Origin of the sequence: Streptomyces sp. NPDC058086, assembly GCF_042885015.1 — a bacterium.
Taxonomy (GTDB): domain Bacteria; phylum Actinomycetota; class Actinomycetes; order Streptomycetales; family Streptomycetaceae; genus Streptomyces.
Genome location: NZ_JBHVST010000029.1, coordinates 14816 through 28007 on the forward strand (window position 1 = coordinate 14816; position 13192 = coordinate 28007).

A 13192-nucleotide genomic window follows, 5' to 3' on the forward strand; every position below is an offset into this window, starting at 1 on the left:
CCCAGACAGTCAGACGGCCTGGAGCACCTTCGCCAAGTGGGCGGCCCGCACGCGCAGGCCATACGGGTGACGCACTTCGCCGAAGATGGCCGGCGGCACCTGCGCACCCGCCCGGGGCAACCTCGTCGTAGAAATCGTGGCGGGCAGCACGGCCGGCCTGAACGCGGGCAGGCAGGCGTCTTCCGCCACGATCCCGAGCGGATCCGCTCGGTCCGCATGACCACACCACTCGGCGACGCGTCCCCCTTGGGCCGCCACGGCATGTCCGGCAGACGCTGGTTGGGGCGGCCCCGATGGCCCGCGCGGCAAGCTGCCGTACAGCCGCGGTCCATAGGCGGCGGTCAGTTAGCCCACCTGGCGGGTTGTGGCTGTGCCGATCAGCGGTCGACGAGGTCTCCTGTGCTTCCATCGCGCAAGGAGGCATATGACATGGCTGACAAGCGACAGCAGGACACCCGCTCCCGACTCACCCCGTCCCGGCGCCGTGTGCCCGCCGCGGCCGCCCTTGCGCCCGTACTCACCGGTGTGCCTGCCAGGGCCCGCGCCGTGGCCACCAGAGCGGAGGACCGCTCCCCGATCGAACCGGTAATGACCAAGCTGGCGGACTGGACGGACGTGGACGAGGCTCTCGGCCCGCCCAGTGACCTGAGGCGGTTCATGCACCACACGCGCTTGCCGCGCCGGGGCCTCACGGCTTTGTCTCGCGGCACCCGGATCAACCGCGCGCTACTCCTGGGCACGCACGTGCCCTTCGTCCGTCACGCAGACCACAGCATGCTTTTGATGGGCGACGCCGTGGTCACCGAGCGCGAACTGCAGCATTTTGGATGTCCGCCGCGAGACCGTCGCGGACGGCCCTGTGAGCCTGCCTCCGCGACTGGGCGCCACCGCCTCCGTCACCTTCCAGCCGCTCGGCGGCGGAAGGGCCGCCCTCAGCGATGACCTGGTCATGATCGCCAAGGAGGTCTGCCCCGCCCTCGTGGCCCTGCCGCGCGGTGGCGTCGAACTCGTCGAGGGGCACCAACACAACCTCAACGACGAACCACGCCTGTTCTTCGTCCACTACCGGGCCGTCGGCGATGCCGTCAGCCTCGCCAAGGCCATTCGCCGGGCTGTGGACACCACCAACGTCGTACCCATGCCCGGAGGAGCCGCCTGATGACCGCGGACAACGAGACAAACATCTGCCCGTTCGACTTCAGTGAAGCCCTGGAGTTCGACCCTGTGCTCGCGGACCTGATGGACCGCGATTCCCCTGCACGCATCCGGCTTCCCTACGGCGATGCGGACGTCTGGCTGATCTCCGGCTTCGACTCCGTCAAGCAGGTGACCACCGATCACCGGCTCAGCCGGGCCGCCATCATCGGCCACGACTATCCCCGGTTGACGCCGGAGCCCATCGTCTCGCCCGAATCGATCAACGTGATGGACCCGCCCCACAGCAGCCGCGTCCGCCAGCTGGCCTCGCAGGCCTTCACCCAGCAGCAGGTCGACGGGATGCGGAGCCGGATCATCTGGCTCGCGGACGTCCTGCTGGACAAGATGGAGGAGGACGGCCCGTCTGCGGACCTGGTTCAGTACCTCTCCGACCCGCTTCCCCAGCACACCATCCTGGACCTCCTCGGCGTCGAGCAGGAGGACTGGCCCCGAATGCAGGAGTCCGTGCGCCAGTTGCTCGTCGTCGGCGCGGGCAACAAGGAGGCCGCGGCGAGCGCCAAGGCCGATCTGACGGCCTACTTCGCCAAACTCGTCGAGCAGCGCCGGAACTCGCCCGGCAAGGACCTCATCAGCGCGATGGCCGCAGCGCGGGACGGCGCGGACCAGCTTGACGACAGGGAACTGGCCGTCATGGCACTGACGTTGACACTCAGCGGCCAGGACACGGCGACATGCCAGATCAGCGACATCGCATACCTGCTCCTGACGCGTCCCGAGCTGATGGAACACGTCAGGCGTCGGCCGGAGACCCTGACTGACGTCCTGCAGGAGATGCTCCGCCACATCCCGTTCCGCAAGGGGGTCGGTATCCCCCGGATTGCCCTTGAGGACATGGAGCTGGACGGCGTACGGATCCGGGCGGGCGACTTCGTCCACGTGTCCTACCTGGCGGCCAACCGTGACGCGAAGCGCTTCCCGGACCCGCACGTCCTCGACCCCGACCGGCCGTACCAGCCGCACATGACGTTCGGCTGGGGCGGACACCGGTGCATCGCGGTGCCGTTGGCCATGGCGGAGCTGGAAGTGGCGATCGGGCGCCTCTTGGAGCGCTTTCCCACGCTGCGACTTGCGGTGCCGCCGGAGGAAGTACGGTGGGACACGGAGACGATCCGGCGGTTTCCGCTGGAGCTGCCGGTGACTTGGTAGGAACGCCTGAATCGCGCCGGACCTGATGGGCTACCGCATCGGCTCGCTCGGCCGATGCGAGCCCTTCAGGCGGGGGGCACGGGGACGGCGTCCAGGCTGTCCGTGCCACTCACAGGCGTCAGCAGCACGGTCCGGCACGAAGGTGGCTGCGCCGCCCCGTTGCCCTGCACAGTCATGAACTCCGCATCGCTACAGCACTGTCGCAACAGCACTTCGCGGGACGCGACCTCGGCGCGTGCCTGCCGTTCACGTCTTACGGCGTTCCCGGCAGGCACGCGCCGTAGTGGCAGCAGCATCCTCGTCCACTCCTTGTACGAGCACCTGCCCCTGGCTCAGCGGCGGGGGCGAGTAACTGGCCGAGGAGGGCAGGCGACCGCTGACGCTCGTTCAGAGTGCCCCTGTCCGAGTGAGATACACCCCGTACGGCAACTCTCGGAGCGTGCGCGGCCACGATGCACGCTCCGCGTGGTCGAAAGTCGTACACCTTGCCGCAGTACCAGCGGTCCGGCCGGCGCGGGACTCGCCGTTCTCCGTGCCGAAACGACCTGAATCGCCTGCGGCGCCGCCCACCGTGCGGCCTCCGATCAAGATCGTGTCCTACGTGACCCGCAGCTTGGTGGTGTCGAACTGCCGTGTTCTTTGACCGGTGAGTTCCTGCTGAGCACGGTCGCGCCTTCCTGTTCGCCTTGTCAGCTCCGGAAATCATGATCTTCGACGCGGTCTCGGCGTGGTATCCGGCTGACCGGCCCAACCTCACGGGGGCAAACCCCACCCCAACAGCGTTGGCAAGCCTGCCGTGGGTACCGCGGTCAGTCGCCGACAGGCGGTTTAGGCCTTGCCCTGTCAGGCCCAGAGGGAGCCTGCGGTGGTCCGGGTACCCAGGGGCCCGAACTTGTCGAAGACGAAGACCCGGTCCGGGAAGCGTTCCAGCAGCTACTCGACACGGTCAAGCTTGGCGTCGTGGGCACCGTAAGGCCTCACGGCCGATGCGGGTGACCCGTCCGTGGACGCGGCGCAGGCAGGTGGCGAGTTTGCGGATCGACCGGCGAGTGAAGGGCCGGCCGAGTTTGGCCGGGCGGGCGGTGGCTGTCCCGATGACGAAGTGCTCATCGTCATCGCTGAGCAAGCGGGGACGGCCTGAACGAGTGCGGTGATGCGGGTGGTGCTGCACCGTTTCGTGGGCGAGGAAATCGGTGGCACCTCGTGAGGTGAGCCGTTAACTTCCGCCTGAGCGCAGTGAAGTACGAGACACGACGGCGAAGGGAAGCAATGCGTGGAGACTGAAGGCGTACGGACCGACCGCTTGGGCTTGCTGCTCGACCAGTTCGACCAGGCCAGGGAGATGGCCCAGGTGCGGCTGACGGGGCTCGGCGACGAGGAGTATCTGTGGGAGCCGGTGCCTGGTTGCTGGTCGATCCGGCGCCGGAGCGATGCGGCGACGCCCAGGGCGTTCGGGCCCGGCGAGTGGGTGCTCGACTTGGGCGAGGCGGACATCCCGGCGAGCGAGTACGCCGAGGTTGCCCGGCAGGCCGCCGGCGGCATGACGATCGCCAAGATCGCCGATGACTGGAGCGTGAGTACCGAGCGGGTCGAGCAGATCCTCGCCCACACCGGTACGCCGGAGCCCGACTCGGCGCCGGTCTCGACCATCGCGTGGCGGCTGGGGCACCTGCACTTCCACTTCGCGGGGGGATGGGAGTGGACCTTCGGTGAACGCCGACAGGAGCCGAAAACGCTGGTCGACTTCACCCCCTCCGCCGCCGTGGCACTCGAGCGGTTCTGGGCGCTGATCGACCGCTGGCGCGACAGTGTCGCCGCCCTCACCGACGAGCAGCTCGACAAGGTCGGCTTCTCGCAGTACCCGTACGCCTCCGACCCCGACGACCCATACATTGCCGTGCTGTCCGGGGCCAACCTCGAATTCATCCATCACATGGCCGAGATCGCATTGCTCCGCGACCTGTGGCGGGCCCGCTTCACCACTCCTGGGTAGGCCCGTGAACGGTTCGTAACCTCGTTCGTAACCTCCGGCGTGCGCTTGCCAGTTGAGCTGACAGGAGCGCGACGCCCCCGGTAGACGGGTTTTCGACCAGGAAACCCGCCTCCACCAGGGACTTCGTGTGCTCGTCTACCTGCCCGGCAGCGACGTTCCAGCTCCACCCTGCGCTTGGTGTCCACCCGCCTGCTCGTCCGTCACCGCGACCGCGGCACCCGTATGGCGCCGACTGACCACCGGCCGCGAGACCCTGGTCGCTCGCCCTGGCCACCTGCGCCGCGGCCACACCTGCATCCAGCTCGCCGCCTGGTTCGACATCGAGGTCACCACCGCCTGCCGGCGCATCGGCGAGGCCGTAAACGCTCTCGCGCCCCTGGTGCCGACCTGCCAGGGCGCCGTCCGAACGGGAGGCGCGAAGGCGTACGTCATCGCTCCGTTTGTCAGCGGTGCGGCATTGGTGTGGGGTGTCTTCCTGGAAACCTGATGGGGCTTTGCTACTGCCCGACGAGGCGTCTGGAGAGTGGCATGCCCCCTGGACGGGTGGAAGCTCCGGTCGCCAGTGGACGGTGACACGAGGTTGCCGGGTAGTACTGCTCTGGTCTCAGGTCGACAACCACGCGGGGATCGACGTGCTCGACGGTCGCGGCCATGCTCAAGTGAGGAAAGCCGGCCGGGCGCTGACAGCTTGCGCTGCTCAATGGCGCGGCCTGGCCACCCGCTACGACAAGACCGCCACCATCCGCCTCGCCGCACTCCACATCGCAGGCATCAACATTTGGTCAGGCCATGATCCGAAGCGACGACCTAGCTCAACCGGACGGCGTGACCGAGGACCACACGCCGAACCACTGCTCGGCGCCGTAGTCCTCGAACCGCTCCACCTCGGTGAACCCCAGCTTTGCCGCGAGACGCATCGAGCGCTCGTTGGCGGTCTGGGTGCGCAGCACCACCGGCTTGCCGGGAAGCGCGTCGGCGAACCAGTCGAGCGCCGCTGCGCACGACTCGGCGCCGTACCCGCGTCCCCATGCCTCTGGCAGGAACAGGTAGCCGAGCTCGGCGTCCCCGACATCCGGACGCACGTGCCCCGGACTCTCCGCGTCGTGCCGATCGAGCTTGACCATGCCGATCATCGCTCCGTCGAGATCGATCACGAAAAGGCCAGGCCGCCGTCCGGATATCTCGGTCACCGCGCGCTCGAGTTCATCACGCGGCCGAGGGCCACCGAGGTAGGTATGCACCTCCGGTGAGGCGAGCAGCTCGATGAACGCCGCATGGTCTCGGGCCTCGGGCTCCCGGAGCACGAGCCGTTCGGTTCTGATCGGGGCAGGTGGCCAGGCAACGGGGCCGAGTCCATTCATGGCGCGCAACCTATCCCACGCCCGTGAGAGTGATCCGAAAGAGATGGCCAAGATTGAACCCGGTCACGCGCCCGAGGCTCCCGCAGTGCGCCTTCCCGCGGAGCCCATTCGCGGGTCGGCCGACGGCTCGGTCAACTCGGCCAGGTGCTGCCTGATCGCGGGGCATCAGCCCAGTACGGCCTCGCCCGCGTGGACGGCACGCATGGCGCGCTCGACAGTCTCCTGGTTTTCGCCGACCGGAGCCACGTACCCGATGACGTCGCGCGCGGCGTCCTCCCCGAGCGTCCGGGTGATCACCCACGTGGCGAGATACTGGGACGCCAGACAGCCGCCCGCTGTAGCGATGTTCCCCTCGGCGTGGAACGGCGCGTCCAGCACGGTGACATCGCAGGCTTCGACAAAGGGCCGGCTCTTCATGTCCGTGCAAGCCGGCATGCCGCCCAGCAAACCGAGCCGCGCAAGCACCAGTGCGCCGGAGCACTGTGAACCGATCAGCTGTCGCGAGGGGTCGAGTGGCAGCCTGGAGATCAGCCGGTCGTCGGCGACCACGTCTCGCGTCTTCACTCCGCTGCCGATCAGCACGACATCGGCTTCGGTCACGAACTCCATCGGGCGCTGCCCCGTCACCTCGACGCCGTTCATCGACGTGACCACCGGCGTCGGCGTCGTGATGAAGGCCTCCAAGCCGTCCTTACGGCACCGGTTGATCAGCGCGGAAGCGATGAAGCTGTCGAGCTCGTTGAACCCGTCGAAGGTGACCACGGCTACCTGCATCACGACTCCTTCAAGTACGGCATCGGATCGCCAGTCTCCCTGGCGCACCGTTCCGGAGCGAGAGCCAATCAGCGGCTGGTGGCATGCCTACCGCCCCTCTGGGTCACGGGGTTCCGGCCCGAGTACCGTACTTACTGTGCCGCCGACCTGCTGACGTCCCGAGGCTCTCCGAAGTGCGAGCCCGGGCTGCCGCCAGCTCAAGGAGCGCTCGCTCGGACACAAAGCGCCCATTGACCAGTGCCGATGTAACACCGGCGTCGTCCGCGATCTCCTGAAGGGTTACTGGCCCCGTTCGGTGAACCGTCGCGACGCTGCGCGGAGAGTGCCGTCGCGCGTCGCTGCCGAGTCCTTGATGCACCTCGTGTCACGGCCCTTCGAACGAGTGGCTCGCGTCGCCCGTTTCGTCTCTCGTGATCCGGCCTCACCCATATCGACGAGTCCCCCATACCCTTGCCGGCGCGCCCGAGTCGAGGATGGCCTTGGATGGCTTTGGCAGCCCGGACCGTCTTCGCCTCGATCGCACGTACCGTCACGCGCGCGAGGCCTTCTCCAGATTCCGTTGCTTGGTCGCTGCTGATCTTGGAAGGCCTCGCTCCGTCCCGCCCCCGCGCCACGCCATGGACCCGGACATCGCGAGACGGCTCACCCAGGCTCATCCACGAGAGCCAAAAAAGAATCGGTCGGCGATGTCGAGAACCCGTGCCCGGCTCCGTCCCCGAGGTGAACGCGCCCACAATGGGTCGCACCCGCACCGAGGAGAACGACGATGGCCAAGTACCTGCTGCTGAAGCACTACCGCGGCGCCCCCGCCTCCGTGAACGACGTCCCCATGGACCAGTGGACGCCCGAGGAGATCACGGCCCACGTGCAGTACATGAACGACTTCGCGGGCCGCCTGGAGAAGACCGGCGAGTACGTCGACAGCCAGGCCCTCTCGCCCGAGGGGACGTTCGTCCGCTACGACGGCGAAGGGCGCCCGCCGGTCACCGACGGCCCGTTCGCCGAGACCAAAGACGTCATCGCCGGCTGGATGGTGATCGACGTCGACAGTTACGAGCGCGCCGTAGAGCTGGCCGGGGAGCTGTCGGCCGCCCCCGGGGCCGGTGGCAAGCCGATCCACGAGTGGCTGGAGCTGCGCCCGTTCCTCGGCGTGCACTCCACCGTCACGGAGTGACCTCCGAAGTGAACGAGGTCCTGCTGAGAAGCCTCACGCCTAGCGTGCTCGGAATCCTCGTCCGCCGCGGAGCAGACTTCGCGGCGGCCGAGGACGCCGTACAGGACGCGCTGGTCGAGGCGGTCCGCGTCTGGCCGGCCGACCCGCCGCGGGATGCGAAGGGCTGGCTGGTCACGGTGGCCTGGCGGCGGTTCCTCGACGCCACCCGCGCCGACACCGCCCGCCGTCGGCGCGAGGACCTCGTGGTCGAGGAGCCGGGGCCCGGGCCCGCGCCCGCGGTGGACGACACGCTTCGGCTCTACTTCCTGTGCGCCCACCCGTCACTGACGCCGTCGTCGGCGGTCGCGCTCACCCTGCGTGCCGTCGGCGGACTGACCACCCGCCAGATCGCCCAGGCCTACCTGGTCCCCGAGGCGACCATGGCGCAGCGCATCAGCCGGGCCAAGCGCACCGTCTCCGGCATACGGTTCGACCGGGCCGGGGACGTCGCCACCGTGCTGCGCGTCCTCTACCTGGTCTTCAACGAGGGCTACTCCGGCGACGTGGACCTCGCCGCCGAGGCCATCCGGCTCACTCGGCAGCTCGCGGCCGCGATCGACCACCCCGAGGCGGCGGGGCTGCTCGCACTCATGTTGCTCCACCATGCCCGGCGCGCCGCCCGGACCGCGCCCGACGGCAGCCTGGTGCCGCTCGCCGAGCAGGACCGCGGCCGGTGGGACACCGAGTCGATCGCCGAGGGCGTCGAGATCCTGCAGGCGGCCCTCGCCCGCGACCGGCTGGGCGAGTTCCAGGCCCAGGCCGCCATCGCGGCACTCCACGCCGACGCACCCACCGCCGAGGAGACCGACTGGGTGCAGATCGTCGAGTGGTACGACGAGCTCGCACGCCTGACCGACAGCCCGGTCGTCCGGCTCAACCGCGCGGTGGCCGTCGGCGAGGCCGACGGACCGCGCGCCGGCCTGGCCGCACTCGCGACGCTGGACGACACACTGCCCCGCCACACCGCGGTGGCGGCGTACCTCCATGAACGCGACGGCGACCTGGCGACGGCGGCACGGCTGTACTCCGCGGCGGCCCAAAAAGCACCCAACCTCGCCGAGCGCGATCACCTGACGCGCCAGGCCGCCCGGCTCAACGCGCGCAGGTGTCGCTGACGGGTCGCGTTCGGCTTTACCCGCTGCACTTGGCGCGGCCTCGCAGCCAGAGCGGTCGCCTCGAAGTGAGTAGGCGGTCGAGACCTGCTGCACAACCCGTCCGCGACGGTTCGGCTGCCCGAAAAGCGGCTCACCCAGGCTCATCTACGAAGAGTCGATGTCGGCGGGGGTGCCCCGCGCGGCGAGCCCGAGGCGGCTCCGGTCGTGCGGCGAGCGGGTTTCGAACGGTCCTGCGCCGGTCGGTGCGCCCACGGGCCGCCGACGCAGAGCCTGTCGTAGCGGTCGCGCCGACGTGGTCGCCGTGCAGGTGCATGAGGAAGGCCGCACTGAACGGACGGTCGCGGCGGCCCGTGCCTGGCCGTGACGATGTCGCCGCCAAGCCACGTCGGCCTCTACGGCCATAAGCAGTACGGCGGGCCGCCTGAAGCAGCTGAGGACACCACCCCGCCTGCCAGGGCGATATCGCGATGCGCCTGCCGGGGCGGTAGCGCGGTGCGTCTGGCGACCGGCAGGTAGGAGTTGGCCTACCCACGCAATGCGAAGGAGGGTGTGCGGCACCCACGTCGGTAGGGCCTTCTTGCCAGAGTCGCGTGGGCGAAGACTCGGGTTGTCGGCGATCGCCGATACCGAGCTTCACCCCACTCCAGAGGGTCCTGTGACCACGACCTCCATCCCGTCCGACCGCAAGATCGTCCTCGTGACAGGGGCGTCCAGCGGCATCGGCGAAGCGACCGCCCGCCACCTGGCCGCAGCCGGCCACCACGTCGCCCTCCGGGCCCGGCGCACCGACCGCCTCGCACTGCTGACCAAGGAGCTGAACGAGGCCGGGTACAGCGCCGAGTACGCCGAACTGGAAGTCACCGACCAGGCCGGCGTCCATGCCTTCGCCGAGGGGGCGCTTGCCCGTCACGGCCGCATCGACGTGCTGGTCGACAACGCGGGAGTGGTGCCACTGGCACCGCCGGCAGCCGTACGCGTCGCGGAGTGGGACCAGATGATCGACGTGAACCTGCGGGGTGTGCTCCATGGCATCGCGGCCGTGCTGCCGTCGATGCTGGAGCGCCGGTCTGGGCACGTCGTCAACATCGCGTCCACCGCCGCCCACCGGGTCGACCCCACGGCGGCGGTGTACTGCGCGACCAAGTACGCGGTAAGAGCCCTGTCCGAGGGGTTGCGGCAGGAGAACTCCGACATCCGGGTCACGGTCGTCAGCCCCGGCTTCACCCGATCCGAACTCGCCGACAAGGGCGGTGCCCCTCAGGCACAGGGCTCGGCCCGCAATACCACCGAGATGATCGGGCTGAACGCCTCGGCGGTCGCCGAGGCCATCGGCTACGCCATCGCCCAGCCCTCAGGCGTCGACGTGAACGAGATCGTCGTCCGTCCCACGGCGCAGAACTGATACTGCCGGGCAGGTCGTCGCGCTGGCGCGTGGCCCCACGTCCCCGGGACGCGCGTCAGTAGCGGGGAGCGGCCATGGACGCAAGGTACGTCAGGGCCTCCGCGCTGCGGCTGCCCGGCTCTGCCGAGCCCACCAACGGCTCCTGGCCGGGCGCATCGTGCACGTCGAAGCTTTGGTAGGTGAGCTCGATGCGGCCGACCTCGGGGTGGACGAACACCTTGTAGGCGCGCCTGAGGGACCCGACGGTCTGGTCGTTCCACAGGGCCCGGAACTCCTCTGACGCCTCCAGCAGTTCCTGGACCAGGTCGCCGATCTCGGGGGCGTCGCTGAACCGGGCCGCACTGAGGTGCAACGCGTACACGGTCGCGCTGGTGACCAACTGCCAGTCGGGGAAGACCTCACGGGCCCCCGGGTTGGTGAACAGGATCCGCGGCATGCTGGTCTCCCCCTTGAAGGGGGACAGGAGGGCGTCGGCGATGGCGATGGCGATGGCGATGGCGATGGTGGCCAGGATGTCGAACGCCGGACCCATGACGTAGGCCGCGGACGTCGGGAAGGCGTCGAGCAGCCGCGGCAGGTCGGGGTGTACTCGGTCGCGGAAGCTGTCGGCCTTCGTGCGGGGGTTGATGCCGGCGAGACGGAACAGAGGAGTGCGCGCATCGGCGCCCAGGCACAGTGCCCTGCCGAGCGCGTCGACGACCTGCGGTGAGGGGTTGGTTTCGCGGCCCTGTTCCAGGCGGATGTAGTAGTCGGCGCTCACGCCCGCCAGCACGGCGATCTCTTCCCGGCGCAGGCCCTTCACTCTGCGGGTGCCGCCGCCGACGGGCAGCCCGACGTCGGACGGTTCCAGGCGGGAACGGCTGGCGCGCAGGAAGTCGCCGAGGACGTTGGCAGGCGCGTTCCGCACGCGGCCGACAGTACCCCGCGGACGGCTGCCCGCACCTGTGAGCGGCCGTTGACGACTCCCGCGGACCGACACGCCCGGCCCGTCGGTCAGTCGGGTGTCTCGGCCGACTCGGCCGACTGGGCCGACTGGGCCGACTGGGAGTCGTCGGCCGGCGCGGACCGCTCGATGTCCTGGTCGGCCGCGGCCCAGCTGGCCAACAGGTTCAGGGCCTCTTGCGAAGGCGACCCGGGCTCGGCGGTGTACGTGAGAAGGCTCTGGCCCTCGTCGGCCCCCAGGGGGAAGGCCTCGAACGGCAGGTCGAGGTCCCCGACGACCGGGTGATGGAGAAGCTTCGTGCCCGTGGTGTGGATCCGGACGTTGTGGGCGGCCCAGCGGCGACGGAACTCCTCACTGCGGGTGGACAGCTCCCCGATCAGGTCCGACAGTCGCCGGTCGTAGGGATCGCGGCCCACCTCGGCGCGCAGCATGGCGACCGTGTCGCCTGCGACCTTGTCCCAGTCGCGGAAGAACTCGGTCGCGCCGGGGTCGAGGAAGACGAACCTGGCGTTGTTGGGCGGCCGCACCGGGTCGGCGTAGACCGGCGAGAACAGCGCGCGTCCGAGATGGTTGGCGGCCAGGATGTCCAGGCGTCCGCTGAGTACGAAAGCGGGCGTGCCGAGCATCGAGTCGAGGACGCGCTGCACCGTGGGGCGGACGCGCTGCTGGGCCGGTCGGCGGCGCGGCGGACGGGTCGTGTTGGCGCTGCGCAGGAGGTCGAGCAGGTGGGCTCGCTCGGCCTCGTCGAGCTGCAGCACTCGCGCGATTCCGTCGATGACGCTCTCGGAGACGCCGGTGGCGTTGCCGCGTTCCAGGCGGGTGTAGTACTCGCTCGAGATGCCGGCGAGCAGGGCGACCTCCTCGCGGCGCAGCCCGGTGACCCGTCGGCGGTCTCCGTACACGGGAAGTCCGACCTGCTCCGGGGTGACCCTGGCCCGCCGCGTGCCCAGGAATTCCCGGATCTCCGCGCGGAAATCACCACGGACATCGCGATTGGTGCCGTAAGGGATGTTTCTTCCTGCCATGGGCCCCACTCTACGAGCGCTTCCGCACGGCTGGGGGTCCCTCTCAGTACCCCCTCCCCTCAGGGTCTCCCGCCGCCCCGTTACAGCCGGTTCTGTAGATGGTGCACCGCCCACGGTGGTGCGAATCGCCCGGAAGCGGCGGCGCATCCGCCGCCCGTCGCCGGCCTCTCCGCGGAGCCGTCCGCGCTGCCGTTCTCCGCGGGCAGCAACACGACCCTCCGGAACAGATTCAGAAGCCGGAACAGAATCAGAAGGACGAACAATGCGTCGATACACCAAGCCGGCCGTCGCACTCACGACGCTGGCAGCGCTCACCCTCGCGGCCTTGGGATCGGGTGCTGCGGACGCGGCCGGCACGGCGGGCGGCACCACCGACCCCGGGTCGACGTCGCGCGCCGCAGCGGAATCTTTCTCGTGGAAGCACGGGACCGCCCAGATGAACAAGCGCATCATGGAGCGCTTCACCACTGAGTTCCTGCCCACCGGCGACCCGGCGCCGGCGAGGAAGTTCATCAGCCCGGACATCGTCATGCACTTCGGCGGCCGGACGCAGCAGGGCCGGGACACGTATCTCGGCATCGTCGCCGCGAACATGAGGGCATTCCCCGACCTCAAGTGGACGGTGGAAGACATGCGCGCCGAGGGCGACACCGTGGCCGTCCGCTACACCATGACGGGCACCCACAGGGGCCCCTTCGCCGGTGTCGAGGCAACAGGCAAGGCCATCCGCGCAGAGAGCATGGCGTTCTACCGCCTGGCCCACGGCAAGATCGTCGAGGAGCGCGCCCAGCTCGACATGCTGAGCATCCTCCAGCAGATGGGCGCCGTACCGGCCGCGTAACAGCGCCCCACATCACCGCATCCCCTGCGCCCGCTCCACCCCGCCGCACCCGCCGCCACGGCCATGCGATGACCGGCGCTCGCCTGGCCCCTCGGCACAGATGGGTCCGCCCCCACCGACCCTGCACCGCACATCCAGAGAACCAAAGAAGCCGCACATCC

Annotated in this window: 13 protein-coding genes and 1 pseudogene; 9 read left to right on the forward strand and 5 right to left on the reverse strand. The window is 69.3% G+C overall.

The genetic code is table 11. From position 1 onward, the window contains the following. The first annotated feature begins 588 nt into the window (after window positions 1–588). The 3 genes from ACFVWD_RS23170 to ACFVWD_RS23180 are packed head-to-tail and all read left to right on the forward strand — an operon-like array spanning window position 589 to window position 2364. Window positions 589–942 carry a DUF1259 domain-containing protein gene (locus tag ACFVWD_RS23170; RefSeq protein WP_389598708.1) on the forward strand — a complete coding sequence of 118 codons (354 nt, stop codon included), beginning with the start codon at window positions 589–591 and terminating at the stop codon, window positions 940–942. Further along, complete coding sequence (locus ACFVWD_RS23175) at window positions 860–1159, forward strand: DUF1259 domain-containing protein (RefSeq protein ID WP_389598585.1); 300 nt, start codon at window positions 860–862, stop codon at window positions 1157–1159. Before ACFVWD_RS23170 ends, ACFVWD_RS23175 begins: the two co-directional genes overlap by 83 nt. Beyond that, entirely contained in the window at window positions 1159–2364 is a 1206-nt protein-coding gene (locus ACFVWD_RS23180; RefSeq protein ID WP_389598587.1) for a cytochrome P450, read from the forward strand. The genes ACFVWD_RS23175 and ACFVWD_RS23180 overlap by 1 nt, the downstream gene beginning before the upstream one ends. An 846-nt stretch (window positions 2365–3210) precedes the next feature. Here the strand turns inward: ACFVWD_RS23180 and ACFVWD_RS23185 are convergent. Continuing rightward, window positions 3211–3502: pseudogene (locus ACFVWD_RS23185) on the reverse strand (IS630 family transposase); the annotation flags it as partial. Between the two features lie 135 nt (window positions 3503–3637). On the opposite strand from ACFVWD_RS23185, the gene ACFVWD_RS23190 reads away from it, so the two are divergent. Both ACFVWD_RS23190 and ACFVWD_RS23195 read left to right on the forward strand, forming a co-directional pair. Next, window positions 3638–4357: a DinB family protein gene (locus tag ACFVWD_RS23190; protein WP_389598588.1), complete on the forward strand. Its 720-nt coding sequence runs from the start codon at window positions 3638–3640 to the stop codon at window positions 4355–4357. Between the two features lie 127 nt (window positions 4358–4484). Next, the gene (locus ACFVWD_RS23195) at window positions 4485–4844 is read left to right on the forward strand and encodes a transposase family protein (protein ID WP_389598590.1); all 360 of its coding nucleotides are present in this window, start codon (window positions 4485–4487) and stop codon (window positions 4842–4844) included. Window positions 4845–5169: 325 nt separating this feature from the next. On the opposite strand, the gene ACFVWD_RS23200 is transcribed toward ACFVWD_RS23195, so the two are convergent. Both ACFVWD_RS23200 and ACFVWD_RS23205 read right to left on the reverse strand, forming a co-directional pair. Further along, window positions 5170–5718, reverse strand: a complete 549-nt coding sequence (locus ACFVWD_RS23200; RefSeq protein WP_389598710.1) for a GNAT family N-acetyltransferase — start codon at window positions 5716–5718, stop codon at window positions 5170–5172. 165 nt (window positions 5719–5883) lie between these two features. After that, window positions 5884–6492 carry an AraC family transcriptional regulator gene (locus ACFVWD_RS23205; RefSeq protein ID WP_389598711.1) on the reverse strand — a complete coding sequence of 203 codons (609 nt, stop codon included), beginning with the start codon at window positions 6490–6492 and terminating at the stop codon, window positions 5884–5886. 766 nt (window positions 6493–7258) lie between these two features. Here ACFVWD_RS23205 and ACFVWD_RS23210 point away from each other — a divergent pair. From ACFVWD_RS23210 to ACFVWD_RS23220, 3 genes are all read left to right on the forward strand, one after another. After that, entirely contained in the window at window positions 7259–7666 is a 408-nt protein-coding gene (locus tag ACFVWD_RS23210; protein ID WP_389598592.1) for a YciI family protein, read from the forward strand. Between the two features lie 8 nt (window positions 7667–7674). Next, complete coding sequence (locus ACFVWD_RS23215; RefSeq protein WP_389598713.1) at window positions 7675–8820, forward strand: RNA polymerase sigma factor; 1146 nt, start codon at window positions 7675–7677, stop codon at window positions 8818–8820. A 670-nt stretch (window positions 8821–9490) separates the two neighbouring features. Then, complete coding sequence (locus tag ACFVWD_RS23220; RefSeq protein WP_389598714.1) at window positions 9491–10222, forward strand: SDR family oxidoreductase; 732 nt, start codon at window positions 9491–9493, stop codon at window positions 10220–10222. Window positions 10223–10277: 55 nt separating this feature from the next. On the opposite strand, the gene ACFVWD_RS23225 is transcribed toward ACFVWD_RS23220, so the two are convergent. Then, window positions 10278–11129 (reverse strand): helix-turn-helix transcriptional regulator, encoded by an 852-nt coding sequence (locus ACFVWD_RS23225; protein WP_389598594.1) that lies wholly within the window; start codon window positions 11127–11129, stop codon window positions 10278–10280. Window positions 11130–11215: 86 nt separating this feature from the next. Continuing rightward, the gene (locus tag ACFVWD_RS23230) at window positions 11216–12190 is read right to left on the reverse strand and encodes a helix-turn-helix transcriptional regulator (RefSeq protein ID WP_389598596.1); all 975 of its coding nucleotides are present in this window, start codon (window positions 12188–12190) and stop codon (window positions 11216–11218) included. A 262-nt stretch (window positions 12191–12452) separates the two neighbouring features. Here ACFVWD_RS23230 and ACFVWD_RS23235 point away from each other — a divergent pair, with 262 nt between their 5' ends. Next, entirely contained in the window at window positions 12453–13031 is a 579-nt protein-coding gene (locus ACFVWD_RS23235) for an ester cyclase (protein WP_389598597.1), read from the forward strand. Window positions 13032–13192: the final 161 nt, after the last annotated feature.